Annotated in this window: 23 protein-coding genes; 10 read left to right on the top strand and 13 right to left on the bottom strand. The window is 68.4% G+C overall.

Annotated elements, in window-relative coordinates; translation table 11 throughout:
* Nucleotides 1–69: 69 nt before the first annotated feature.
* Nucleotides 70–1,152: an ABC transporter substrate-binding protein gene (locus ACZ50J_RS07265; protein ID WP_464300596.1), complete on the top strand. Its 1,083-nt coding sequence runs from the start codon at nt 70–72 to the stop codon at nt 1,150–1,152.
* Between the two features lies 1 nt (nt 1,153).
* On the opposite strand, the gene ACZ50J_RS07260 is transcribed toward ACZ50J_RS07265, so the two are convergent.
* The 3 genes from ACZ50J_RS07260 to hflX form a co-directional block, all read right to left on the bottom strand.
* Complete coding sequence (locus ACZ50J_RS07260; RefSeq protein WP_464300595.1) at nt 1,154–3,418, bottom strand: ATP-dependent DNA helicase; 2,265 nt, start codon at nt 3,416–3,418, stop codon at nt 1,154–1,156.
* Nucleotides 3,419–3,533: 115 nt separating this feature from the next.
* Nucleotides 3,534–6,245: an MGH1-like glycoside hydrolase domain-containing protein gene (locus ACZ50J_RS07255; protein WP_464300594.1), complete on the bottom strand. Its 2,712-nt coding sequence runs from the start codon at nt 6,243–6,245 to the stop codon at nt 3,534–3,536.
* Between the two features lie 110 nt (nt 6,246–6,355).
* Nucleotides 6,356–7,834 (bottom strand): GTPase HflX, encoded by a 1,479-nt coding sequence (gene hflX, locus ACZ50J_RS07250; RefSeq protein ID WP_464300593.1) that lies wholly within the window; start codon nt 7,832–7,834, stop codon nt 6,356–6,358.
* 147 nt (nt 7,835–7,981) lie between these two features.
* Between hflX and ACZ50J_RS07245 the strand changes: the two genes are divergently transcribed.
* Nucleotides 7,982–8,617, top strand: coding sequence for a class I SAM-dependent methyltransferase (locus ACZ50J_RS07245; RefSeq protein WP_464300592.1), 636 nt, complete (start codon nt 7,982–7,984; stop codon nt 8,615–8,617).
* 6 nt (nt 8,618–8,623) lie between these two features.
* Here ACZ50J_RS07245 and dapF read toward each other — a convergent pair whose 3' ends face one another.
* Together dapF and miaA are read right to left on the bottom strand one after the other, a co-directional pair.
* Complete coding sequence (gene dapF / locus ACZ50J_RS07240; protein WP_464300591.1) at nt 8,624–9,487, bottom strand: diaminopimelate epimerase; 864 nt, start codon at nt 9,485–9,487, stop codon at nt 8,624–8,626.
* Nucleotides 9,488–9,530: 43 nt separating this feature from the next.
* Entirely contained in the window at nt 9,531–10,460 is a 930-nt protein-coding gene (miaA, locus tag ACZ50J_RS07235) for a tRNA (adenosine(37)-N6)-dimethylallyltransferase MiaA (protein ID WP_464300590.1), read from the bottom strand.
* 39 nt (nt 10,461–10,499) lie between these two features.
* Here miaA and ACZ50J_RS07230 point away from each other — a divergent pair, with 39 nt between their 5' ends.
* The 6 genes from ACZ50J_RS07230 to ACZ50J_RS07205 all read left to right on the top strand — a co-directional run bounded on the left by ACZ50J_RS07230 (nt 10,500) and on the right by ACZ50J_RS07205 (nt 16,378).
* Nucleotides 10,500–11,444 carry an acyltransferase domain-containing protein gene (locus ACZ50J_RS07230; RefSeq protein WP_464300589.1) on the top strand — a complete coding sequence of 315 codons (945 nt, stop codon included), beginning with the start codon at nt 10,500–10,502 and terminating at the stop codon, nt 11,442–11,444.
* Nucleotides 11,445–11,482: 38 nt separating this feature from the next.
* Nucleotides 11,483–11,611: a hypothetical protein gene (locus ACZ50J_RS07225; RefSeq protein WP_464300588.1), complete on the top strand. Its 129-nt coding sequence runs from the start codon at nt 11,483–11,485 to the stop codon at nt 11,609–11,611.
* A gap of 177 nt (nt 11,612–11,788) precedes the next feature.
* Nucleotides 11,789–13,810, top strand: a complete 2,022-nt coding sequence (locus ACZ50J_RS07220) for a S53 family peptidase (RefSeq protein ID WP_464300587.1) — start codon at nt 11,789–11,791, stop codon at nt 13,808–13,810.
* Between the two features lie 172 nt (nt 13,811–13,982).
* Nucleotides 13,983–14,270: a hypothetical protein gene (locus ACZ50J_RS07215; RefSeq protein ID WP_464300586.1), complete on the top strand. Its 288-nt coding sequence runs from the start codon at nt 13,983–13,985 to the stop codon at nt 14,268–14,270.
* Between the two features lie 52 nt (nt 14,271–14,322).
* Nucleotides 14,323–15,135 carry a class I SAM-dependent methyltransferase gene (locus tag ACZ50J_RS07210; protein WP_464300585.1) on the top strand — a complete coding sequence of 271 codons (813 nt, stop codon included), beginning with the start codon at nt 14,323–14,325 and terminating at the stop codon, nt 15,133–15,135.
* A gap of 73 nt (nt 15,136–15,208) precedes the next feature.
* The gene (locus ACZ50J_RS07205) at nt 15,209–16,378 is read left to right on the top strand and encodes an RtcB family protein (RefSeq protein ID WP_464300584.1); all 1,170 of its coding nucleotides are present in this window, start codon (nt 15,209–15,211) and stop codon (nt 16,376–16,378) included.
* An 87-nt stretch (nt 16,379–16,465) separates the two neighbouring features.
* Here ACZ50J_RS07205 and ACZ50J_RS07200 read toward each other — a convergent pair whose 3' ends face one another.
* Together ACZ50J_RS07200 and ACZ50J_RS07195 are read right to left on the bottom strand one after the other, a co-directional pair.
* The gene (locus ACZ50J_RS07200; protein ID WP_464300583.1) at nt 16,466–16,891 is read right to left on the bottom strand and encodes a type II toxin-antitoxin system VapC family toxin; all 426 of its coding nucleotides are present in this window, start codon (nt 16,889–16,891) and stop codon (nt 16,466–16,468) included.
* On the bottom strand, nt 16,888–17,142 hold the full coding sequence (locus ACZ50J_RS07195; RefSeq protein WP_464300582.1) for a type II toxin-antitoxin system Phd/YefM family antitoxin: 255 nt from the start codon (nt 17,140–17,142) through the stop codon (nt 16,888–16,890). The genes ACZ50J_RS07200 and ACZ50J_RS07195 overlap by 4 nt, the downstream gene beginning before the upstream one ends.
* A 96-nt stretch (nt 17,143–17,238) precedes the next feature.
* Here ACZ50J_RS07195 and ACZ50J_RS07190 point away from each other — a divergent pair, with 96 nt between their 5' ends.
* A complete protein-coding gene (locus ACZ50J_RS07190) occupies nt 17,239–17,727 on the top strand; it encodes a hypothetical protein (RefSeq protein WP_464300581.1) in 489 nt (162 codons plus the stop codon).
* 30 nt (nt 17,728–17,757) lie between these two features.
* Here ACZ50J_RS07190 and trpS read toward each other — a convergent pair whose 3' ends face one another.
* Both trpS and ACZ50J_RS07180 read right to left on the bottom strand, forming a co-directional pair.
* A complete protein-coding gene (gene trpS / locus ACZ50J_RS07185; RefSeq protein WP_464300580.1) occupies nt 17,758–18,852 on the bottom strand; it encodes a tryptophan--tRNA ligase in 1,095 nt (364 codons plus the stop codon).
* The gene (locus ACZ50J_RS07180; protein ID WP_464300579.1) at nt 18,849–20,240 is read right to left on the bottom strand and encodes an MFS transporter; all 1,392 of its coding nucleotides are present in this window, start codon (nt 20,238–20,240) and stop codon (nt 18,849–18,851) included. The genes trpS and ACZ50J_RS07180 overlap by 4 nt, the downstream gene beginning before the upstream one ends.
* Before the next feature lie 83 nt (nt 20,241–20,323).
* On the opposite strand from ACZ50J_RS07180, the gene ACZ50J_RS07175 reads away from it, so the two are divergent.
* The gene (locus tag ACZ50J_RS07175) at nt 20,324–21,193 is read left to right on the top strand and encodes a LysR family transcriptional regulator (RefSeq protein ID WP_464300578.1); all 870 of its coding nucleotides are present in this window, start codon (nt 20,324–20,326) and stop codon (nt 21,191–21,193) included.
* A 92-nt stretch (nt 21,194–21,285) separates the two neighbouring features.
* On the opposite strand, the gene miaB is transcribed toward ACZ50J_RS07175, so the two are convergent.
* From miaB to ACZ50J_RS07155, 4 genes are all read right to left on the bottom strand, one after another.
* The gene (gene miaB / locus ACZ50J_RS07170) at nt 21,286–22,815 is read right to left on the bottom strand and encodes a tRNA (N6-isopentenyl adenosine(37)-C2)-methylthiotransferase MiaB (protein ID WP_464300577.1); all 1,530 of its coding nucleotides are present in this window, start codon (nt 22,813–22,815) and stop codon (nt 21,286–21,288) included.
* 56 nt (nt 22,816–22,871) lie between these two features.
* A complete protein-coding gene (locus ACZ50J_RS07165) occupies nt 22,872–23,468 on the bottom strand; it encodes a hypothetical protein (RefSeq protein ID WP_464300576.1) in 597 nt (198 codons plus the stop codon).
* Nucleotides 23,432–24,031 carry a hypothetical protein gene (locus tag ACZ50J_RS07160; protein WP_464300575.1) on the bottom strand — a complete coding sequence of 200 codons (600 nt, stop codon included), beginning with the start codon at nt 24,029–24,031 and terminating at the stop codon, nt 23,432–23,434. The genes ACZ50J_RS07165 and ACZ50J_RS07160 overlap by 37 nt, the downstream gene beginning before the upstream one ends.
* Before the next feature lie 76 nt (nt 24,032–24,107).
* The gene (locus ACZ50J_RS07155) at nt 24,108–25,475 is read right to left on the bottom strand and encodes an FAD-binding oxidoreductase (protein ID WP_464300574.1); all 1,368 of its coding nucleotides are present in this window, start codon (nt 25,473–25,475) and stop codon (nt 24,108–24,110) included.
* Nucleotides 25,476–25,496: the final 21 nt, after the last annotated feature.

The following is a 25,496-nucleotide window of genomic DNA, read 5'->3' as shown; positions in this document are numbered from 1 at the left end:
CGGGCCGCACTTCATGTTTAGGTAGGTAAGCCTTACCAACCTTCTCATCACATCATCGCCAGGAGAACCATGCAACCGTCTCGTCGTCTCGTCCTCGCCGGCAGCTCCGCTCTGGGCCTGGGCACGCTGCTCGCGGCGTGCGGCAGCAGCTCCTCGGGTGGCTCCTCGAATGGTTCCGCGTCGGGTGCCGCCGGATCCACTTCCGGCGCCGCTGACGGAAAGGCCTTCCCCGTCACGGTGCAGCACAAGTACGGGTCGACCACGATCAAATCCGAGCCCCAACGCGTCGTGTGCGTCGGACTCCTCGAGCAGGACTCCGTGCTCGCGCTCGGCGTCGTGCCGGTCGGTGTGACCTCGTGGCTGGGAGCTGCCAAGGGTGAGATCTACCCGTGGGCCAAGGACAAGCTGGGTGACGCCCCGCTGCCGAAGGTGTTGGACAGCAAGAAGATCAACATCGAGGAGATCGCCGCGCTCCGGCCCGACCTGATCCTGGCGATCTACTCCGACCTGAAACAGTCCGACTACACCAAGCTGAGCCAACTCGCTCCGACCATCGCCGCACCGAAGGGGTATGTCGATTGGGGCACCCCGTGGGACAAGACGGCCCAGCTCATCGCCGACGCGCTCGGCAAGCACGACGAGGGTGTGGCCCTGGTCACGAGCGTCAAGGGCGACCTTGCCGCCGCGAAGAAGGCGCACCCGCAGTTCGTGGGTAAGACCGCGATCGTCGCGACGCCGTACGAAGGCGCCTACATCTACGGTCCGTCGGACATCCGCTCGCAGATCCAGCATGCGCTCGGCTTCACCTTCCCGGCGAAGTTCAAGAACATCGGCGGCAAGACGTTCGGCGGTTCGATCAGTGCCGAGCGGACCAAGGAGATCGACTTCGACGTCGTGGTCTGGCTGGACAGCCCGGCGAACGTGAAGTCCAAGCTCGGCGGACTCTACGAGCAGACGAAGGCCTACAAGGAGGGCCGCACCATCTACGTCCCCAGTTCGATCGGCGACACCAAGAAGGTCAGCACCTACTCGTCGGCATTCAGCATGGTGACGCCGTTGTCGATCCCGTGGGTGCTCAAGCGCTACGTCCCGCAGCTCGCGGCGGCCGTCGACGGGAAGAAGACGACGAAGGTGCGCATCATCAACGAGTGAGTCAGCCGATCCTCAACTGCACCAGTCGGTTTCGCACGTCCGTCAGCGACCGGTCGAGGTGTTCGGCGAGCTCCTCCGGGCCCAGTCCAAGGTCGACGCCGTCACGCAACTCCTCGTCGTCCTCGGCGCTCCAGCCGTCGGCGGCCGGCGTCTCGTCGGCAGCCGGCGTCTCGTCGGCGGCCGCGGGCACGTCATCAACGACCAGTGGTGCAGCTTCGGTGTCCGGCTGCGGCGCGAGCTCGGTCGGCACGTCGTGCGCGACATCGACATTCGCCTCCTCGGCCTCGAGGGCGGCGCGCTCGGCCTCACCGTCGTCGGCGACGGCCGGGCCGTCGACGGCGGTCTCGTCGAGTCGTTTGAGCGCCTTCAGCACCAGCGCGCGGTCACTGGTCGGCCAGAACGGTGGCAGCGACTTCTGCAGGAATCCGGCGTACCGCGCGGTGACCATGCGCGTGTCGAGGAACGCGACGACTCCCCGGTCGGCGCTGCTGCGCACCAACCGCCCCGCACCCTGCGCGAGGCGCAGTGCCGCGTGTGTGGCGGACACCGACATGAAGCCGTTGCCGCCTCGGCGGGCGATCTCCTGGGAGCGTGCCGACGCCAGCGGGTCGTCCGGTCGTGGGAACGGGATGCGGTCGATGATCACCAGCTGACAGGACGGACCGGGCACGTCGACGCCCTGCCACAACGTCATCGTGCCGAACAGGCAGGTTCGTGGTTCGGCGGCGAATTGCTTGACCAGAGTGCGGATCTGGTCGTCTCCCTGACACAGCACGGGTATGTCGTCACCGAACCGAGTACGCATCTCCTCCGCCGCGGCGCGGGCGGCGCGGGTGGAGGAGAACAGGCCGAGCGTGCGACCGCCGGCGGCCTGCACGAGCGTCTCGATCTCGTCCATCGCCTGCGTCGACATACCGTCCCTGCCGGGCGGCGGAAGTTGCGAGGCGACATACGCGATGGCCTGCCGTGGATAGTCGAACGGCGAACCGACGTCCAGGCCGGTCCAGCGCGGGCCGCCCTCACCGCGCAGGCCGAGGGTGCCGGCGACCGAGTCGAAGGAGCCGCCGAGCTCGAGCGTCGCGGACGTCATGATGACCGTCCGATCGCCGAACACCTTGTCGCGCAACAACATTGCGACGCTCATCGGCGCCACGCGCAGGATGGCTCCGCGCCGTTGGTCCTGCGACACCCACACCACGTCGAGCTCGCGTCCTTCGAGGATGCGGTCGCAGTTGTCGAAGATCTCGTCGACCGCTGCGCGGGCGACCTGCCGGGATGCGTCGTTGTCGGCGGGCGACGCGGGCTTGAGCTCGCTCTGCACCGACCGGGCGGCGTCACGCACCCGGGTCAGCGCCAGCGCCAGGTTGTCGGGTATGCCGAGCAGGCGGCCTTCCTGCACGCCGTTCAACAGCTCCTGCAGCAACTCCCCTGCCTCGCGCATGGTCGAGGCGTCCGCCATCCGGCCGCAGCGACGGGCGGCCGTCGCGATCATGCCGCCGGTGATCTCGTCGGTGATGGTCGAGGTGACCCGGTCGACGAGCTCGTGTGCCTCGTCGACGACGAGCAGGTCGTGCTCGGGCAGCATCTGCCGCCCCTCGAAGGAGTCGATCGCCATGAAGCTGTGGTTGGTCACGACCACGTCGACGTCCTTGGCGGCGGCACGGGACCGTTCGACGAAGCACTGCTGCACCATCGGGCATTTGGCGCCGAGGCACTCCTCGGCCGACACGGACACCTGCCGCCACGCGCGTTCGCTCACGCCCGGCACGAGCTCGTCGCGCTCACCGGAGTCGGTCTCCTGCGCCCATTCGCGCAGCCGGACCACTTCCTCACCGATCCGGCCGGCCGCCCTGTCGACCTCGCCGACGTCGAGCAGGGCGTCCTCCTCGTCGGGATAGCCGCCCTCGATCTTGTGCAGGCACAAGTAGTTTCGGCGTCCCTTGACCAGCCCGTAGGTCGGTCGCCGCCCCAGCACCGGCGCGAGCGCTTCGGCGATCCGGGGCAGGTCGCGGTCGACGATCTGCGCCTGCAGCGCCAGTGTCGCCGTGGCCACGATGGCGGGCTGACCGGTCTCGACGGCGTGCCGGATGGCGGGCACCAGATAGGCCAGCGACTTGCCGGTGCCGGTGCCCGCCTGGACCAGCAGGTGCGAACCGTCGCGTGCGGCCTGGTCGACGGCTCGCGCCATCTGCTGCTGCCCCGGGCGATCGGTGCCACCGACCCCTCCGACGGCAGCGTGCATCAGGGCGTCGAGATCGGCAGGCATTCCCACAGGGTATGCCGTTGTGTCCCGGCCCGCGCACCGTCCACAGGCCGGCCGCACTTCCGAGCGACATACCCGCGCACAAACTTCGACCGTCGAAGGTTGGGAACGCGATCGATCAGCTCGGCGCGGAGCCGCGGCAGATGAAGTAGGCGACCAGGGCGGTCCAGCCGGTCTGGTGTGTCGCGCCCAATCCGGAGCCGTCGTCGCCGTGGAAGTACTCGCTGAACGTCGGATGTGCGTCCCAGAGGTCCCCGCTGGGATACCACCTCGGGGTGCCCGGCCGCCGGCCGTCCTGGCCGGGGCGGAACAACGTGACCAGTCGGTCCATCAGGTCGGCGGTGATCTCGTCGAGGCCGCGCAGTTGTCCGGAGCCGGTCGGGTGCTCCACGAGGAGCTCGGGATAGGCCTCGGCATACGTCGCGAGGGCATCGACGAGCAGGAAGTTGATCGGGAACCACACGGGGCCACGCCAGTTCGAATTGCCGCCGAAGAGAGCCGAATCCGACTCTGCAGGTGTGTAACCCACGGTGAAGTCGGCGCCGTCCACGTCCACGGTCAACGGCGTGCGGTATGCCGCGGAGAGCGAGCGTATGCCGTGCGGCGACAGGAACTCGTCCTCGGCGAAGAGCCGCGCGAAGAGGTCCTCGCGCCGCTCCGGTGGCACCAGCGACATGGTGATCCGAGTGTCGTCGTGGTGTTCGTGATGTGCCAGCACGTCGGCCAGCCCGGTGTCCCGGCGCTCCAGCCAGTGCACCTCGCTGAGCAGGTCGGGCAGTTGGCGGGCGATGACCGGATGCACGGATTCGACTGCGACCAAAGGCAACAGGCCCACGAGCGAGCGCACCGGGAGTCGTTCCGAACTACCGTCGGGACGCACCAGGGCGTCGTAGTAGAAGCCGTCGGCCCCGTCCCACAGGGAGATGCCGGTGCTGCCGAAATCGTCCATGGCGCGCGCGAGCCGGAGGAAGTACTCGAAGAAGGTGCGGACCGAGGCGCTCCAACTGCGATCCAGCCGAGCGAGCTCGACACCGATCCGCAGCATGGACAGTGAGTAGAAGGCCATCCAACTGGTCGCGTCCGACTGCTCGAGGCGCATGCCGTCCGGCAGCGGCTTGGACCGGTCGAACGGTCCGATGTTGTCCATGCCGAGGAAGCCGCCCTCGAAGAGGTAGGAGTCATCGGCGTCCTTGCGGTTGACCCACCAGGAGAAGTTCATCAGCAGCTTGCTGAAGACCCGGGTGAGGAACTCCCGATCCTCATCTCCCGCAAGGGAATAGACCTGCCAGGCTGCCCATGCGTGCACGGGCGGATTGACGTCGTTGAAGTTCCACTCGTAGGCCGGCAGCTGACCGTTCGGGTGCTGCGCCCACTCCCGGACCATCAGCTCGATCTGGTCCTTGGCGAACGCCGGGTCGATCAGCGCCAGCGGGACGGTGTGGAATGCCAGGTCCCAGGAGGCGAACCAGGGGTACTCCCACTCGTCAGGCATGGAGATCACGTCGGCCAGATCGAGGTGCGACCAGCCGATGTTGCGACCGCCGGCCGCGCGGCGTTCCGGTGGCGGGGGCGGACCGGCCGGATCTCCCTCGAGCCACTCGCCGATCGCGTAGCGGTAAAGCTGCTTGCCCCACAGCAACCCGGCGAACGCGCGCCGCGCGATCAGCGCGTCCTGCGCACTCGCCGTCGCGGGTATGACGCGCCGGTAGAACTGGTCCGCCTCGGTCGCCCGGGCTTCCGTGATCTGCTCGAAGTCGGCGAAGCCACCGAGCGAGGTGGTGTCGACATACGCGGGCCGGCGGTCCGTGCCCGCCGCGACCGCTCGCAGCCGCAGGCGCACAGTGCGGGTCTCCCCCGGCGCCATACCTTCCAGGCGCCACCAGAAGCCGACCTTCGTGCCGTGATCGGCGCGTATGGCGGACTCGTCACCGTGCACGACGGCTCGGTCCAGACCGTTCGTCGGGCAGTCGGTGCGAGCGACCGCTCCCCACAGCCCAGCATCGTCGGTCTCGTTGTCGCAGAAGATGATTCGCGGACTCGCTGGTCGAGTAGCCGGAGCGCCAGCGGAGGCGTATCGAGACCGAGAGCTGTCGTCGGCCTCCAGGACGTAACTGCCCAGCCACGCGTGCTGCAGGCGGACCGAGCCGTCGGTCAGCGTCATCGACGGGGTGCGATCGTCGCGGCCGTGGGCCCAGGTGTTGCGGAACCACGCCTGCGGGATCAGGTGCAGGTCGCTCGTCTCCGGGCCGTGGTTGGTGACGTCGACCTGCATCAGCAGATCGGTCGGACTCGCCTTCGCGTGGGTGACCGTGACGTCGAAGAACCGGTCGTCGGCCAGGACGCCGGTGTCGGTCAGTTCGAACTCCGGATCCTGCCGGGTGCGTGCGGCATTCGCGGCGACCAGCTCGGCATACGGGAAGGCGGCCTGCGGGTAGCGGTAGAGCCAGGTCGCGTAGGAGTGCGTCGGGGTGGCATCCGTCGGCCACCAGACCTCCTTGACGTCCTCGCCGTGGTTGCCCTGTGCATTGGTGAGGCCGAAGAAGCGTTCCTTGAGCCGGTCGTCCTGGCCGTTCCAGAGTGCGATGCCCAGGTTGAGGAAGCCGAAGCGGTCGCAGACCGCCGCCATACCGTCCTCACCCCAGCGGTAGGCACGTCGGTGCGCCTGGTCGAAAGGCAAGTAGTCCCAGGCGTTTCCGTCTGCGGAGTAGTCCTCGCGCACCGTGCCCCACTGGCGGGCCGAGACGTACGGGCCCCAGAGTCGCCAGGGGTCGTCCGCTCCGGGTGAGGCTGCGATGCGGTCGTGTTCAGAGCCGGCTGCTGGTGACGTCACGTCACCGATCGTGCCAGCTATACATGAATACGGTCAGAACGCTGCGCGGACTCGGGGTCCCCGCGAAGTATTCGGAGGAGCGAAGCGGGGGAGAAACTTCGTGGGGTGAGTTATACGGAGAAGTCCGCGAGTTCGGCCTGCAGCGTCGGCGTCACCTTCGCGTGCAGGTGCGTGCCGTCGCCGGTGTGCTCGCTGGACAGCACTTCGCCGTCGTCGTGGATCCGGGACAGCAGGTCACCGCGGTTGTAGGGCAGCAGCAACTCCATCCGGATCTCCGGGCGCGGCAGCTCACGAGCGACCAGCGCGGCGAGCTCGTCGAATCCGACGCCGGTGCGGGCACTGACGGCGAACGCGTGCTTCTCGGCGCGCAGGATCCGGTCGACGACCTCCGGGTCGGCGATGTCCGCCTTGTTGACGACCACGACCTCCTTGACGTCGTGGGCGCCCACGTCGGCGAGCACCGAACGGACCGCGGTGATCTGCGACTCCGGGTCGGGGTGCGACCCGTCGACGATGTGCAGCACGAGATCGGCATCGGCGACCTCTTCCAGTGTGGACCGGAACGCCTCGACCAACTGGTGCGGCAACTCGCGCACGAAGCCGACGGTGTCGACCAGCGTGTAGAGGCGGCCGTCCGCGGTCTCGGCGCGCCGGACCGTCGGGTCCAGCGTCGCGAACAGCTGGTTCTGGACCAGCACACCGGCACCGGTCAGGCGGTTGAGGATCGAGGACTTGCCGGCGTTGGTGTAACCGGCGATCGCGACCGACGGCACGTGCCCGGCGCGGCGCGAGCCACGTTTGGTCTCGCGCATCGTCTTCATGCCCTTCAACTCCCGGCGCAGCTTGGCGATGCGGGTGTTGATCCGGCGGCGGTCCAGCTCGATCTTGGTCTCACCGGGACCACGCGACCCCATGCCCTGACCGCCGGCGGCCTGACCACCGGCCTGACGGGACATCGACTCACCCCAACCACGCAGGCGCGGCAGGAGGTACTGCAACTGGGCCAGCTCGACCTGCGCCTTGCCCTCCTTGGACTTGGCGTGCTGGGCGAAGATGTCCAGGATCAGTGCGGTCCGGTCGATGACCTTGACCTTGACCACGTCCTCCAGACCACGTCGCTGGCTGGGCGTCAGCTCGGTGTCGGCGATGACCGTGTCAGCACCCTCCTCGATGACGATGTCGCGCAGCTGCGCCGCCTTGCCGGAACCCATCCAGGTGCCCGGGTCCGGCTTCATCCGGCGCTGCAGGACTCCTGCCAGGACCGTCGAGCCGGCGGTCTCGGCGAGCGCCGACAGCTCGCGCAGCGAGTGCTCGGCGTCCTGCGCGGTGCCTTCGCCCCAGACACCGGCCAGCACGACGCGCTCCAGCCGCAGCTGGCGGTATTCGACCTCGGTGACGTCCTCGAGTTCGGTGGACAGTCCGGCGACGCGGCGGAGCGCAGCGCGCTCCTCGCGGTCGAACTGGTCCCCGTCGAAGGACCCGTACGACTCCTCGACGAGGAAGCCGTCGGCGTCATACCTGGCGTCGACGTCGGTCTCCTCGGCAAGAGCCTCGGCGCGACCATCGAGCACATGTGAGCGAGCAGTCATCGCGCCTCCATCGGTGTTGCGTTCTGTCATACATCCCCTGTTCGGAGCTTCACGGTCGCAAATATCAACGCCGTACGCGAATGGTTTATTGCGCGCCGTGCGGTCTGACCTCCAAGTATGACGTGTGCGGCGACTACCCTCTGGGCGGTGAGCGACACATCCGGGTCAGACGCCGCCGAGCACGATCACTACTTCTCGGCGACTCCCGCCAGCGCCGACGAGCGGCGGACCATCCACGTCCCGCTGGCCGGCCGCACCCGCTCCGTGCAAGTGGCCCGTGGGGTCTTCTCGTCCGAGCGGATCGACCAGGGCACCTCGGTCCTGTTGCAGCATGCGCCGGAGCCGCCGGCGTCCGGCACGTTCCTGGATCTGGGCTGCGGGTGGGGGCCGATCGCGCTCACTCTCGGCCTGCGCTCGCCGGAGGCCCACGTGTGGGGTGTCGATGTCAACGAACGGGCGCTGGACCTGGCCCGCGGCAACGCGGCATCGCTGGACCTGTCGAATGTGCGCGCCGGTCGCGCGGACGAGGTGCCGGCCGACCTGCACTTCGACCTCATCTGGTCGAACCCACCGATCCGGGTCGGCAAGTCCGTGCTGCACGAGCTGCTGCTGGCCTGGCTGCCCCGACTCACGCCGGACGGAGTCGCGTACCTCGTCGTGCAACGCAATCTCGGTTCGGACTCGCTGCAGCGCTGGTTGACCGAGCAGGGCTTCCCGACCGAGCGCTTCACCAGCGTCAGGGGCTTCCGGATCCTGCGGGTACGACCGCGCAGCACCGACTGACGGCCGTCAGTGCGGTAACCGGACCGTTCCGCCGGCGACGATCTCGGCCGGCCCGGACAGCAGGACACGCTCACCGTCGATGTGTATGCCGAGCCGGCCTCCCGGGACATCGACCCGCCAGTCGAGCTGGTCGGCAGGTCGACCGGCCCACCACCAGGTCGCGATGGCGGCGGCCGCAGCGCCGGTGCCGCAGCTCTGCGTCTCACCGACACCCCGCTCGTGCACCCGCATCGCGATGTGGCCCGGGCCCACCGCGCGCACGAACTCGACGTTGGTGCCGTTCTCCGGCTGCGGGTCGACTCGTGGCTGGTGCGTGAGATCCAGTGTCAACAGGTCGAATTCGGGCGGCAGCGCGACAACTGTGTGCGGGTTGCCCATGTCGATGCTCAACGCCGGCAACGGGTCGGGCGCGCCCACGGCCTGCACCACGCTGTCCGACCCGCGCTCGTCCGCCTCGGGCTCGCGCGCCAGGCGCCATACGCCCAGGTCGACCTGGAAGCCGTCCGGGGTGCTGGTCATCCGCTTGGTGCCGGCGCGGGTGGCGATGTCGAAGTCCGGGCCGGCGACCAGTCCGTTGTCGACCAGGTAGCGCGCGAAGACGCGCGTGCCGTTGCCGCACATCTCACCGATGGAGCCATCCTGGTTGCGGTAGTCCATGAACCACTCCGCGGCGCCTGCGGCTTCGCGAATCTCGACCGGTGCGTGCTTGATCGGCACGACCCGGATGACGCCGTCGCCACCGACCCCGGCGCGCCGATCGGCCAGGAACGCCGTCTCCTCCGCGCTGAGCATCGGAGTGCCGTCCAGCGCGGGCACCAGCACGAAGTCGTTCTTCGTGCCGTGGCCCTTGGCGAAACTGATCGAGGTCATACCGCCATTCAAGGTCATCGAGCACCCACTCGTCATCCCGGTGTCAGGCCGTGGACCCGTCACGTGCCTCGCGCAGCGCCTGCCGTGCACGTTGCGCCAGGTCCGGCGCGTCATACGGGAGCCAGTGGATGCGCGGTTCCGGACCGAACCAGGAGTGCTGCCTGCGCGCGAACTTCCTTGTCAGGCTTGCTGTTTCGTCCTTCGCTTGCTCTTCCGTCAGCGCCCCGTGCAATTGCTGCAGGGCCTGGGCGTAGCCGATCGCCCGGCTGGCGGTCCGGCCCTCGCGCAAACCAATCCGATCCAGCGCGCGCACCTCGTCCAGCAGACCGTCGCGCCACATCCGCTCGACACGCACCCCGATCCGTCGGTAGAGCTCGGCGCGATCGATCCGCAACCCGAGCATCACCGCAGGAGAACGGAATTCGCGTTTGGGCATGCTGGCGCTGAACGGCTCACCGGTCAGCTCCATCACCTCGAGCGCGCGCACGACCCGCCGCCCGTTCGACGGGTGGATCTGCTCGGCGGCCGCCGGATCCGCAGCGGCCAACTCCGCGTGCAGAGCGGGCGCGCCCTCTCGATCGAGGCGGGCCTCCCACCGCGCCCTGGTCGCGGCGTCGGTCGGTGGGATCTGCAGGTCGTCGAGCACGGCACGCACGTAGAGGCCGCTGCCACCCACCAGGATCGGCACCCTCCCGCGCGCCCGGACCTCGTCGATCGCCACCCGCGCATCCCGTTGGTATGACGCAACGCTCGCTTCGTCGCGCACCTCCAGGACGTCCAGCATGTGGTGGGGCACTCCTTCCCGCTCGGCAGCGGTGAGTTTGGCCGTGCCGATGTCCATGCCCCGGTAGAGCTGCGATGCGTCCGCGTTGATGATCTCCCCGTCGAGCGCATGCGCGAGCGCGACGCCGAGGTCGGACTTTCCGGTGGCGGTCGGTCCGACGACGGCGACGATCGGGTGCGGGGTCGTCATACCCCTCAGTGTCGCAAACGCGCCTTCTACGATGACCCGGTGACTTCGCCCCCGTCCGTCGATCAGCTCCGCTCCCGCATCTCCGGCGCCGCCTTGCACCGAGCGTTCGACTACTTCGCGGTACAACAGCCGGACCGTGCGGATTTCGCCACCGCGGCGGGTCGGATCGCCGGCGATCCGACCGCCCTCGCCCGCGTCGCCGACGTCGTCGTCGCCCTGCGCGGCGGGATGGGCCGCCTGCTCACCGCGCAGCAGGCACACCTGCCGGCCGTCTTCGACCCGCAGGATCCCGACGAGCCGGTCGAGGCCCGCTTCCTCTACCCGGTCGCATTCGCCGCTGCCCTGCCGGACACCTTGGCATTCCATCGAACTCGCGCGATCCCGGACGCCGCGTCCCGCGCGATCCTCGCCGACCTCGGACGCCATCTGCGGATCTTCCAACAGACCTTCGGGCACACCGGCCTGCATGTGCAGAACTGGTTCTCGCTGCACCTGCGCGGGTTGATCTTCGACTTCGGCCGGTTGCAGGCCAACCTCGAGAGGCTGGACGTGCCCGCCGCCGAGCTGCGCGCTGCGGGAGTCCCGGTCGTGACCGGATCGGTCGTCGCCGGCATACACATCCCGGACAGTGGTCCGTTGCGCCCCGCAGAGGTGGACGCCTCGCTGCGACGGGTCGGGCCGTTTCTGGCCCGGCACTTCCCCGACCTCCCGCCGGTCTCGGTCGCGCGGTGCACCAGTTGGTTGCTCGACGAGCAGCTTCTCGAGTTGGTTCCGGACAGCAACATCGCCCGCTTCTGCGCCCGCTGGCGTCCGATCGGCGCACCGAACGACGGTGACTGGTCGGTGCGCAACTTCGTCTTCCGCCGCCCCGAGGCCGACCCGGCAGAACTCACGGCGACCACCCGGCTCGAGCGGGCGGTGCTGGACCACTGGCGGGCCGGCCGTCACCTGCACCAGCGCTCCGGATGGCTGAAACTACCCTGACGGTTCCGTCCTGCGGCTGAGTGCGCGAAGCTGGATGTATGAGTACCGATCACGGACCCGAGGCCTACGACCGCGAGGAAGAGGAAACCGCGACCGAGGAGGGCATGCCGCTGCTGCCCGGTCGCGACGACGCGAACGAGCCGTACGACGAGCAGTCCGAGGACTGACGCCGCTAGCACTCCTCGGCCGGCGCGTGGGGCGATCGCGCATGGGAACTTGCCACCAGTTCGCCGCCAGTTCGGTGTGAATAGCGGCTCATCGCCGCGCACCTTCGAGCTCTCGGTCCTACGTTCAGCCCGACGTCCCATCCGACGTCGTCGTGAGCATCCCCGAGGAGCATCCACATGCCCAGATCCCGTTCTTCCGCACGCACGGCGACCGCAGTCGCCGGAGCAGGCGTGCTGGCCCTCGCCTTCGCCGCAAGTCTCGGCACCGGCGCGGCGCACGCGACCGCGAGCACCAGCAACAACAGCGCGGTCCCGGTCGCCGCGGGAACGAACGTCACCGCCATACCGGGTGCGAAGGCTTTCGGCGACACCGACCCGAGCACCCCGGAGCAGGTGTCGTTCGTGCTGAAGGAGCAGTCCAAGGGCGCGCTCGAGGCACAGGTCGAGCACGGCGTGAGTCACCAGTTGAGCGTGTCCCAGTTCGCGCGGAAGTACGGCCAGAGCGACCGCACGATCCACGAGATCACCAGCTACTTGGCGTCGTTCGGCATCACGACGACGGTGTATGCCGACCACGTCGACATTGCCGCCTCCGGCACCGCCGGACAGTTCGACAAGGCGCTGGCGGTGCAGCAGAAGAACTACAAGGTGCCGGCACAGCACGGCCGTGACGGCCTCGGCCGGATCCCTGCGCAGACCGTGCACGGCACCGCCCAACAGCCGAAATTGCCACGCCACGTGGCCGACAGCGTCCTCGCGGTGCTCGGCCTGTCCAACTACGGTCCGTTCTCCTCCGACGCGAAGCACGTCAACTCCGCCGTCCACGCGAAGTCCGCGGGCAGCAGCAGCGTCGACTGCACCGCGCTCACCGGTCTGCCCGGCGCGTGCAACACGCCCACCGACTATGTGCAGCGCTACGGCCTGACCAAGACCGAGCAGGCCGGCAACACCGGCAAGGGACGCACCATCGGCATCGTGACGCTCGCCGCTCTCGACGAGGGTGCACCGGAGTACTTCTGGTCCAACGTCATGCACCTGCCGAACACCGGCCGCACCGTCACCGTGCAGAACATCGACGGCGGCCCGGGCGCCCCGAGCGACGAGGCGGGCACCGGCGAGACGGACCTCGACGTCGAGCAGTCCGGCGGTGTCGCGCCCGGTGCGAACGTCACGGTCTACCAGGCGCCGAACACCGACAACGGCTTCGCGGACGCGTTCTTCTCCGCCGCCACCCAGAACACCGCCGACTCCGTGTCGGCCAGCTGGGGCGAGTCCGAGACGATCATCAAGGCGTCCGTCGCCTCCGGCGTCGAAACCCCGCAGTACCAGGCGGCATTCGACGAGGCGTTCCTCGAGATGGCGGTGCAGGGCCAGTCCGTCTTCGCCTCCTCCGGCGACGAGGGCGCGTATGACGCGAGCAACGACCTCGGCACGACCGACCTGTCGGTCGACGCACCCGCAGACAGCCCCTACATCACGTCGGCGGGCGGTACGACGCTGCCCTGGTCCGCAACACTGACCAGCAGCACCACGGGCAAGTCGGCCGCGGTGTCAGTCACCGACGAGCGCGCCTGGGGCTGGGACTACCTGTGGTCCCCGCTGGCCACGCTGCACAACACGACCGAGGCGGCCGAGGCCGTGCAGGAGATCGGCGGCGGTGGCGGCGGCTACAGCCAACTCGAGCCCACGCCGTCCTACCAGCGCGGTCTGGTTCGCAACTACTCGGCGGTCCCCTACCTGACGCCGACCGACTACCAGCAGGTCGACGGCATCAACGAACCGACGAACTGGAGCTTCGCCGCGGACCCGGCGGTGACCTCGGGCAGCAGCTCGGGCCGCGCCGAGCCCGACGTGTCCGCTGACGCCGACCCGTACACCGGCTACCTGCTCTACGAGCCGAGCGCGGGCGCCGGCAACGAGTTGCAGGGCGGCTGGGGCGGCACGAGCTACGTCGCTCCGCAGCTGAACGGCAGCGCCGCGGTCATGGACCAGGCACTCGGTCATCGGGTCGGGTTCGTGAACCCGGTGCTCTACCGGCTCGCCGCCGGTCACAACTCCCCACTGAACCCGCTCAGCACGAGCGGCACCAGCAACGACAACCTCTACTACACGGGCACGAAGGGGTCGCGCTACAACCCTGCGACCGGTCTCGGGACGCCCGACTTCGGTGCGGTGATCTCGCAGCTGCGGCACCGGTAGCCAAAGCCGGTCGAGCCGCTGGGCGAGACCGTATCGAGACCGCAACAACCTGAACGGCATTCGCCGGGTGGCCCACGGGCTGCCCGGCGAATGTTTGGGTTGACCTTCAACCAGGTCGAACCTGCAGGCTCGGTCGTATGACGAACCCAGCGCAGCACGGACCGACGGCCACATGAGCGTTCTGATCCACGTCTGCCGCGGCTGTGGGCACCAGCAGTCCTGGCACTCCGCCGCCAACGGCGGCTACACCTCGTGCCGCTGTTGCCGGGCCGGCGAGTGTGACCCGTCCCCCGAACCTGTTCTGCTGCAGACGTTCTCGTTCCCCCGATGGCGACCGGAGGCGTTGCTCGCCCCCGGGGCCGTCCGGAACCCTGGGTCGATGCACGCGACGACGTGCTGTGCCTGCGACGCATGCGTCACGGCATACGAGCGACTGGTCGGAGCCTCCCGGCCCGCCTGAGGCGGTGCCGAATTCGGTTGCTTGTCGCGCCGTCGTCCCGCACCCTTGACCGGTGACTGACTACCTCGCGCTCAACCGAGCCAACTGGGACGACCGGGCCGCCGCACACGCTGCGAGCCCGGACTACGCCGTGTCCGAACTCATCGACGGCACACGGCGATTGAGCGGTGTCGTCGCATTCGACGAGGAGCGGCTCGGCGAGATCCGTGGACTCGAGACGCTGCACCTGCAGTGCCACATCGGCACCGACACGCTGTCCCTGCACCGCCTCGGCGCGAAGGTGACCGGTCTCGACCTGTCCCCCGCGTCCCTGGCACAGGCACGTGACATCGCCGAACGCGCCGGAGCGCCGATCGACTACGTCGAGTCGGACGTCTACTCCGCGCCGCAGGCGTTGGGCGACCGCACCTTCGATCTGATCTACACCGGCATCGGCGCGCTGTGCTGGTTGCCGTCGGCCGATCGATGGGCGGAGGTCGTCTCGACCTTGTTGCGACCGGGCGGCCGCTTGTTCATCCGTGAGGGACACCCGATGTTGTGGACGTTCGAGGTCGACGGCCTAGAACCCGAGTACTCGTATTTCGAGCAACCCGAGGGCAATACGTGGACCGAGGGCGGGACCTATGTGGCCACCGACCATGAAATCACCGCGAAGACCACGATCGACTGGAATCACGGGCTCGGCGAGATCGTCAGCGGACTGCTGCACCACGGCTTGCAGGTGACCGGTCTGGTCGAGCACGACAGCGTGCCGTGGTGTGCACTGCCCGGCCTGATGTCCGTCGACGAACGCGGCGAATGGCGACTCACCGACCGACCGGAGCGCCTCGCCGCCAGCTACACCCTGCAGGCGGTCAAGACCTGACCGACACCGTCCTTCTGTACGGCGTCGGTCCTTGACCGACGCCGTATTTTTATTACTCGCAAAGGAATTCATCATGCAGAAGATCAACGACCGGCTGTTCAACTGGGCGTCGCTGCTCGAGGACAACACTCGGGAGCAGGCGGAGCTCACCGCGACGATGCCGTTCATCCACCCCCACCTCGCGCTGATGCCGGATGCCCACCTCGGGCTCGGTGCCACCGTGGGCTCGGTCATTCCGACCCTGCACGCCATCATCCCGGCGGCGGTCGGTGTCGACATCGGCTGCGGGATGATCGCGGTCCGGACACAGTTCTCCGCCGCTGACCTGCCGTCGGACCGGTCCGTCATACGGCACAGCATCGAGCGGTCCATCCCGCTGTCGGCCGGCGGCTACAACCACCGGATCACCAGGGAGCACACGCGGATTCGGCTGGACGAGCTCACGAGCATGGCTCAGGACGCCGGGTTCGACCCGGCGGCATACGCCAAGAAGTGGGACGTGCAGCTGGGTTCGCTCGGCTCGGGCAACCACTTCATCGAGGTGAGCCTGGACGAGCAGGACCGGGTCTGGCTGTTCCTGCACTCCGGGTCGCGGGGTGTCGGCAACCGGATCGCGCAGCGGCACATCAAGGTCGCGCGGGAGCAGTGTGCGAAGTGGTGGATCCCGCTGCCGCACAAGGATCTTGCCTACCTGGTCGAGGGTACGGCGGAGTTCGACGCCTACCTGCGGGAGCTGCGGTGGGCGCAGCACTTCGCCCTGCTCAACCGGGAGGAGATGATGGATCGGGTCGTGCACGATGTGTCGCACTGGATCGGTGAGCCGGTCGTGGAGCAGGAGCGGATCAACTGCCATCACAACTACACCGAGCAGGAGCGGCACTTCGGCAAGAACGTGTGGCTGTCCCGGAAGGGCGCCATCAACGCCGAGGCAGGCCGGCCGGGTCTGATCCCCGGGTCGATGGGCACTGCGTCATACGTCGTGGTGGGCAAGGGCAACCCGGTGGCGCTGAACTCCTCGCCGCACGGTGCCGGTAGGGCCTACTCCCGGTCCGCCGCGCGGAAGGCGTTCACGGTCGAGCAACTGCGGACGGCGATGGACGGCATCGAGTACAGGGACACCTCGGCGTTCCTGGACGAGATCCCGCAGGCCTACAAGGACATCGACGTGGTCATGCAGGACGCAGCAGACCTCGTCGAGGTCCGGCACACGCTGCGGCAGATCGTCAACGTCAAGGGCGACTGACGTCCGCGGCGCCGAGAGTGCAGTAGTGGTCGTTGTGGTGACTCGCAATCGACCGCTGCTGCACTCTCGCGCGCGGGCATCGGCCCGTCACGCGTTGGTGTCGCGGACCGCGAGTCCTTCTCCACGCCACGCCGCCAGAAGTTGTTGATCACCGGATGCAGCAACGAGTAGTTCATCGTTGGCGGCGACCGCTGCCGCGCAGTGCACCGCGTCGTAGCCACGAAGTCGGTGCCGCTGTGCCATCGCTGCCGCATCGAGCATGAGTTCTTCCCGCAGCTCGACAACCGCAACCGCAGTCCACAGTTCGCGCAGGATCTCCGTGCTGTCGGCTTGTTGCGATTTCGTGACTCGGCCGAGTCGCTCGGCGGCTGCGATTGCCGCGGCCGCCTCAACGAACGCCAACCGGGTGGTTGTGACGTCGTCCGCACTGTCCCACAGCTCCCCGCAAGCCTGCGACGTCGGCTCTGCGACGAGCAACGGCACCAGGGCTGACGTGTCGAGGTAGAGGATCAACGGCGCTGTTGACTCACGAGATCGCTGACAGTCCCAGCAATTTCGACGGGTTCAGGTCGCTTCGTCCTGCGACTCGAGGCGGGCGTGACCTTGCCCTCGGCAACCAACTGCTCGAGCTTGGTCGGCGAACCGGCAGGGATGATCCTGGCCACCGGCCGCCCATGATCCGTCACGGTGATCGTCCGACCATCCCGCACCGATGCCAAATGACGACTCAGTCCATCGCGCAACTCGCGGATGCCGATGTTCATGATCCCTCCTTGTGGCGTCTTCTATATTGCCAATTATCGCCACACCGAGGAGTGCTGTCCAGATTCGCGCCCCGTCCGATGGTGCACTCTGTCCCCATGGCGCGCGACAGTGGAGACGAGGTGCTGGAGACGAAACTTCGACTCCTCGCCCTGCAGGTCCTGGTCACTGAACGAGACGGTGGCCGTGTGCCGAATATGCGCGACGTCAGCTTGCTGGCCGCAGAGCTGGTCGCTGAGGGCAGAGACACTCCCGCGACGGTTGAGGCTGCCTGTTTGACGCAGGCTTCGTCCTTCTGGGACCACCAGCCGACCATCACCACGATGCTCTCCGAGCAAGGTGTCCTGACGAACGGGAACAGTGACGATGCCTACCGACACGTCCTCTACTTGTTTGCGTGCAAGCTGCTCAGTCCCGCCGTGTTCCAAGGATGGTTCTTCGAACGGCTCCCGGAATGGACCTCGCAGGACGTACTCGATCAAGAACTGGTCCTGCTCTTCGAGGACAGGGACCATGAGACGGACCCACATGGCAAGACCCTCATCGAGGAGCAGATCCGGAGCACCGTACAGAGCGCCGGCTTCTGAGATCCCGAATGACGCCCGATGGCGCGCGGGTCAGTAGCGCAGGCCGAGGCGATCCTGGACGTCATCCAGCGTGCGCGTGGCGACCTCACGTGCTCGCGTATTGCCTTCTCGCAGCACGTGTTCCAGGTATGTCGGGTCCGCGGCGAACTCGGCCCGACGCGCACGATGCACGGCCAGACCGTCATTGACGACGGTGGTGAGCTCCGACTTCAGGGCGGCCGCACCCCCGTCGCCGATGCGGTCGGCGATCTGCTCCGGCCGCTCGCCGGTGAAGAGCGACGCGATCCGCAGCATGCTGGCGACCTCGGGACGGGCGTCCGGATCGAAGGTGATCCGGCGTTCGGAATCGGTGCGGGCCTTGCGGATCCGGGTGGCGGTCTCGTCCGCCGTCATACCGAGCGAGATGCCGTTGCCGCGACTGGTCGACATCTTGCGTCCGTCCAGTCCGGGCACGACGGGCAACTCGGTCAGCAGCGCGTCGGGGGCGCGGAAGTACTCCTCGCCGTCGGCATACCGCGCGTTGAACCGGCGGGCGATCGCGCGGGTCTGCTCGACGTGTGGCAGCTGGTCGCGTCCCACCGGGACGACCGTGCCGTGGACCCCCAGGATGTCCGCCGCCTGGTGCACCGGATAGGTCAGTAGCAGTCCGGACAGCGGACGGCCGTCGGTGGCGGCGAGTTCGTCCTTGACGGTCGGGTTGCGCCGCAGTTCGGAGTCGGTCACCAGCGAGAGGAACGACAACATCAGCTGGCCGATCTCCGGGACCGCCGAGTGCGCGAAGATCGTCGACCGGGCCGGGTCGATCCCGGAGGCGAGGTAGTCGGCCAGTTGCCCGAAGGTCGCCGCCCGCACGTCGCCGATGCTGTCGCGGTCCGTGATCACCTGATAGTCCGCAACCAGGATGAAGGTATCGATCCCCTTCTCCTGTATGGCGACTCGCGACCTCAGCGTCGCGAAGAGGTGTCCGATGTGCAGCGGGCCGGTCGGCCGGTCGCCGGTCAGCACGCGCAGCTTCTCGCGTCCACGGGCGTCCGGTTGATCGATCAGCGCATGGATGGTGTCGCTGCGTGCGCGGCTCGCGGCGTATGACGCATCGCTGTGCAGTTCGGTGTCGTCCAGGGTCATCGTGATGTGCTCCTTACGGGTCGTTGCCCGGTGGGAGGCGCCATACGAAAAAAGCCGCCCGACCGGGCGGCTGGTGACAGGAAATGGGTTACGTCAGCGGGCCGCCGGAGAAGGCGACCACCAGGAGGTGCTGACGATCTGCATGCGAGAAGTCTAGCGCGCCGTCCGGGCGGCCCGGCGCGCCACTTCCACGGCGACCAGCAGGGCGGCCGCGATGAACACTCCCACGTAGCAGACCACGGTGGTCCAGCCGCCGCGCTGAAGGCGATCCCCGCGCACGCGCCGATCACCGAGCTGCCGAGGTAATAGGCGAACAGATAGAGCGAGCTGGCCTCCGCGCGATGCTGCCGGGCGAGCAGGCCGACCCAACCACTGGCGGTCGCGTGCGCGGCGAAGAATCCTGCCGTGAAGAGCAGCACCCCGAGGAGCACCACGGGCAACGACACGGGAAGGGTCAGCGCCAGTCCGAGTGCCATCACCACCTCTGCCGCCACCAGCGTCCGTGCCCTGCCGAACCGGTCGGCCAACCGGCCGGCGATCGCGGAGGAGACGGTCCCGGACAGATACATCAGGAAGATCGATCCGACGACTGCGTCGGAGAGGTTGAACGGCGTTGCGGACAAACGAAATCCGAGCATGTTGTAGAGCGAGACGAATCCGCCCATCAACAACAGTGCGGTCGCGAAGAGACCGAGCAGTGCCGGTGTGCGCAGGTGCTCGACGAGCGCGTCGGAGGTGGTCCGCAGCCCCACGGGCTGCGGATGGAAATGCCGTGACGCGGGCGCCAGGCGAACGAAGACGGCGGTGAAGCCCAGCGCCACGACAGCGGCCACTTCGAGCGCCCACCGCCAGGTGCCCAGGTCCAGGGTGAACGACGCGACGAGGCGCCCGGCCAGGCCACCGATGGTCGTGCCGGCTATGTAGCGGCCCATGGCGGCGCCGAGGTCTCGGCGGTCGACCTCTTCGGCGAGGTAGGCCATCGCGGTCGCCGGGACACCTGCGAGCGCGATGCCCTGCAGCCCTCGCAATGCGACCAACACCGCCATGGACGGTGACCAGGGCAGCACCAGGCCGATGACCGCGGACGCGAGCGCGGAGCCGACCATCACGCGGGTTCGACCGAACCGTTCGGACAGCGCACTCGCGGGGATGATCGCAACGGCCAGGAGTCCGGTGGTGGCCGAGACGCTGAGCGCCGAGACCGCCGGTGACACCGAGAAGTCGGTGGCCAGCGACGGCAGCACCGCCTGGGCGCAGTACATCGCCACGAAGGTGGTCATACCCGCGGCGAACAGGGCGGCGGTGATTCGCCGGTATCCGGCATCACCGCGCCGGTAGCCAACGGGCGGCGCGGCGTTCGCGGTGGACCGGGCGGTGGACGAACTCACCGATCCATCGTGGCGGGATCCGACGTCATACGGAAATGATTCTCTTGGCACTTATTCATGACGCAGATGCATATGCTGTCGGTATGCGTGATGCCGTCTGGTGGTTCGTCGTACTCGCCGACGAGGAGAATGTCACCGCTGCTTCCGCCCGGCTGCACATCCCGCAGCCGACCCTGTCCCGGCGACTTGCGCGCCTCGAACGGCAGCTCGGCACAACCCTGTTCGACCGGCACGGCAAGCGGTTGCACCTCAACGACGCCGGCCGCCTGTATGCCGAGCACCTCCGGCGGGCACACGGTGAACTCGCAGCAGGTGAGCGGGCGGTGCGCGAACTACGCTCCCGCGGACCGCGCGTGGTGCGCCTGGGGTTCCTGCATTCGTTCGGCACCTGGCTGGTGCCCGAGCTGATCCAACGGTCCCGCGAGTCCGACCCCGGGCTGCGGTTCGAGCTGGTGCAGGACGCCGCGGAGGCCATCACCGCCAAGGTCGTCGCGGGCGACATCGACCTCGGCATCGTGTCGCCGCGCCCGCTCGACGCTCCGGTGAGCTGGCGCCGGCTACTGCAGCAGCGCGTGCACCTGGCGGTGCCGGCGGGCGACCCGCTCGCTCGACGTCAGACAGTCGCCTTCGGCGAGCTTCGGGACCGCGATTTCGCCGCCATGGCACGTGGGTTCGGGATGCGTCAGCTGCTCGACGAGGCCTGTGCTGCAACGGGTTTCGAGCCGCGCATCACCGTGGAGTGCCAGGAGCTGGACACGGTCGCCGGATTGGTCGCGGCCGGCATCGGCGTCGCACTGCTACCGGAGTCCCCCGACCGGCACCTACCGCCGGGCGTCACGGCGCTTCAGGTCACCGGTATCGACGCGGCCCGTGAGGTCGGGCTGATCTGGGCACGTGGTGCAGCGCTGTCCGAGCCGGCCCGTCAGGTGCGCGCACTCGCGACATCGCGGTAAGCGTCAGATCTCGATACGCCCGCTCGTACCTCACGGGCTACCCTTCGATAGACCCCGCTCGTGCCTCGCGGGCCACTCAGGACACCGCTCGATCAGCAGGTTCCGCAGCCGTCCGCGACGGGCGCGGCGATCGGCGTGCCGATGCCCGGCATACCGAGCGCGACGGCGGGCTTACGGGTACCGCCGCCGGTGGCCTGATCCTGCAGGGCCTCCCAGGCGTCGCCGCCGCGGGTACGGCGAACCTCCCAGGTGCCGCCCTCGGCACCGGAGTCGGCGACCAGGTGATGCGGGGCGCCGTACGTGACACCGACGGTGACCAGGTCGCCCGGACGCGGCCGGTCGACGCCCTCTGGCACCGCGAAGTGCACCAGCCGGTTGTCGCGAGCGCGGCCCGACATACGGTGCGTCTCGGCGTCCTTGCGACCCTCACCCGGGGAGACCAGAACCTCGACGGTCTTGCCCTCGAGCTCCTTGTTGCCCGCCCACGAGACCTCCTCCTGGAGCTCGATGAGCCGGTCGAAGCGTTCCTGCACAACGGCTTTCGGGAGCTGGTCGGGCAGGTCGGCGGCCGGGGTGCCGGGCCGGATGGAGTACTGGAAGGTGAACGCCGACGAGAAGCGTGCCTCGCGAGTGACGCGCAACGTCTCGGCGAAGTCCTCCTCGGTCTCCCCCGGGAAACCCACGATGATGTCGGTGGTGATCGCCGCATCCGGCATCCGCTCCCGGACCCGGTCGAGGATGCCGAGGAACTTGGTCGAGCGGTAGGACCGGCGCATCGCCTTCAGCACCCGGTCGGATCCGGACTGCAGCGGCATGTGCAGCGACGGCATGACATTGTGCGTCTCCGCCATCGCATCGATCACGTCATCGGTGAAAGCGGCCGGGTGCGGCGAGGTGAAGCGCACCCGCTCCAGGCCGTCGATCTCGCCGCAGGCACGCAGCAACTTGCCGAACGCGAGCCGGTCACCGAACTCGACGCCGTAAGTGTTGACGTTCTGGCCGAGCAGCGTCACCTCGACGACACCTTGCTCGACGAGCGCACGGATCTCGGCGAGCACGTCGCCCGGGCGGCGGTCCTTCTCCTTGCCTCGCAGCGACGGGACGATGCAGAACGTGCAGGTGTTGTTGCAGCCGACCGAGATGGACACCCAGCCGCTGTATGCCGAATCACGCCGGGTCGGCAGCGTCGACGGGAAGGTCTCCAGCGACTCCTTGATCTCGACCTGCGCCTCGGCGTTGTGCCGCGCACGCTCCAGCAGCACCGGCAGCGAACCGACGTTGTGGGTGCCGAAGACGACGTCGACCCACGGCGCCCGCTTGACGATGTCGCCCTGATCCTTCTGGGCGAGGCAGCCACCGACCGCGATCTGCATGCCCGGATTCGCGTCCTTGGCGGGGCGCAGTTGGCCGAGCTGCCCGTAGAGCTTGCCGGCGGCGTTCTCCCGCACGGCGCAGGTGTTGAAGACCACCACGTCCGGCTGCTCCGGCCGGTCGCCGAAGGCCAGTCCGGCCCGGTCGACATACCCCGCGGTCTCCAGCAGACCGGCGATCCGCTCGGAGTCGTGGACGTTCATCTGGCACCCGTGGGTGCGCACTTCGTAGGTCTTCAGATCACCAGTCATGACCCGTCAAGGGTACGGTGTCCGCCCGACACGCCCGGAATCGCCGCCGACCAGGGTCAGCGCAGGTAGGGCGAACCTCCCGTGTATGGCGCGGGGCGGGGCGGCCCGACCGGTCGCTGCCGCTTCGGGCGTTGCCGCATGGTGGATGCCATCGTGCCGATGCCCAGGTCCGCCGTGACGAGGATCAGCAGGCCGGAAACCAGTGCATTCCGCAGCGCGCCGTTGTCGCCGACCACCTCCCCGATGGCGAGCGCTCCTGCGATCGCGGTGGGCAGGAACGCGATCCACAGCATGTGCGGTCCAGCCTGGTACTTCCCCACCGTGACGGCCGCACCGACGATCGCGTAGGCCACTGCACAGGCGGCGACAAGACACACGAGCATCGCAAACAACTCGACGAACATCATGCCGTCGGGGTCGGCTCCACGGTGTGTGTCGTAGTACTCCTGCGTCTGTGACCGGTTGACCCAATGGACGCACGCCCAGACCGCGAAGGCGAAGACGACCGCGTTCAGCAGGTGGCAGACGGCGGTCGCGATCCACCACCGCCGGCCCGGCGGCTTCGGGATCTCGGACTGCTCCCACTGCGCCGGCGGCGGGTATGACGGCAGCTGGTTCATGTCGACGGCCGCCGTACCGCGAGAACGGGGCATACCACCATGGCGACAGCCGCGATCGCTCCCAACGCCACGCCGGTGACGGGCGTGTCGCGCAGCCCCAGCCAGAGGGATTCTGCCAACCCCAGGACCCCCAGGCTCATGGTCATCAGGACGCCGGATGTCTTGCCCCGCAGGCAGTTCCGTCCGCCCCAGAAGCCGACGACTATCGACACGAACTGGATGCCCAGGAAGAGATAGAAGGACCAGTTCGTGGTCTGGACGAGGTCATCCGATATCTGTCGCAGACCTTCCCCGCCGCCCTGCGCTCCGACGAAGACGCCGATGAACCCGGCGATGGCGATGATGGAACCCAGCGTCAACAGGGCCCAACCCGCTCCGAGGAACGCCAACACCGCCGAGCCGATCCACCAGCCGCCGACCTCCGGTCGCAGCGACACAGGACGTCGCGGCGCATCGATGGGCGGGCCGGATTGCCAGTGCTGCGGCGGTATGGCGCCCGGGTGCTGCTGCCATGGCGGTGGCCCGAACTGCTGCTGAGGCGGTGGGCCGAATTGCCGCGGCATGTGCGGCGGGATGCTCCCCTGCGGTTGACTCATGACGCTCAAACTAGCCGGGCGGGCGGCCCGAAAACCTTTGTCCACAGGGTAGTTCGCGGAGCGCGTCCGAGTGCTGTCAGAACACCTTGCCCGGGTTGAAGATGCCGTGCGGGTCCAGCGCGGCCTTGACGGCGCGTTGCATGGCCATGACCTCGGGGCCGAGCTCACGCGCCGCACCTGGCATCTTGAGCAGTCCCACACCGTGCTCGCCGGTGACGGTGCCGCCGAGTCTCAGGCACTCGTCGATGATCCGATCGAAGGCCGCCTGCGCACGCTCACGCTCGTCCTCGTCGTCGCGACCGGCGACCATCAGGGGGTGCAGGTTGCCGTCGCCGGCGTGCGCGACACTCGCGATGGTGATGCCCACCTCCGCCGAGATCTGCTCGATCCGGCGCAGCATCTCCGGGACGTGTTCCTTGGCGACCACGATGTCCTCGGTCAGCAACGGCCCCTTGCGCTCCATGGCGGGGTAGGCCAGCCGCCGAGCGGCCATCATCGCGTCAGCTTCCTCGGCGTCCGCCGTCTCCGCCACGAAGGTCGCCCCGCCTGCCTCGAAGGCTGCGACCATCTCCTTGCCGGCCGCCATACCGGCCTCCCCGGGTTCGTCCAGCTTGCCGATCAACACGACGTTCGCCTCGGCCGCAAGCCCCATGCCCGTCATCTCGTCGACCGCCTCCAGGCAGATCCGGTCGACGATCTCCAACGCCGACGGCGTCAGTCCGCGTGCCGCCACCTCGCGGACCGCGACGCCCGCGTCGACGATGCTGTCGAAGTAGCCGAGCACGGTCCGTCCGGGATCGGGCAGCGGCCGCAGCTTCACGGTGATCTCGGTGACGATGCCGAGCGTGCCCTCGGATCCGACGAAGAGGCCGGCCAGGTCGAGGCCGGCGACACCTTTCGCGGTCCGCCGTCCGAGTCGCACGACCGCACCGGCGCCGGTCACCACCTCCAGGCCGATCACGTAGTCGCGGGTGACGCCGTACTTCACGCAGCACACGCCGCCGGCGTTGGTCGCGACGTTGCCGCCGATGGTCGACCAGGGCGAGCTGGCGGGGTCCGGCGGATACCAAAGCCCTTGTTCCGCAACGATTCTGCGCAGTTCGTCATTGACCACTCCCGGTTGGACGACCGCGATCCGCTCCAGCGGGTTGACCTCGAGGACGGCATCCATCTTCGCCAGGCTGACCACCACGCAGCCGTCGGTGGAGTTGGCGCCGCCGGACAGACCGGTGCCGGCCCCCCGCGGCACCAGGGGAACGTCGTGCTGCAGCGCCCACCGGACGGTCCGCTGCACGTCGTCCGTGCTCGTCGCGCGCACCACCGCGAGCGGTGCACTGTATGGCGCCCACTCGGCCTCGTCGTGCAGGTACGACCCGATCAGGTCCTGGTCGGTGAGCACGCGCGAGCTGTCGAGCGCGGCGCGGAGTTCGTCGATCGCGGGCATGCACCCACGCTAGTGCGGTCG

The sequence above is a fragment of the Flexivirga sp. G2 genome (assembly GCF_055397625.1).
Note: the sequence above shows the minus strand (reverse complement) of the source record. Positions and strands in the feature narration are given on the sequence as shown.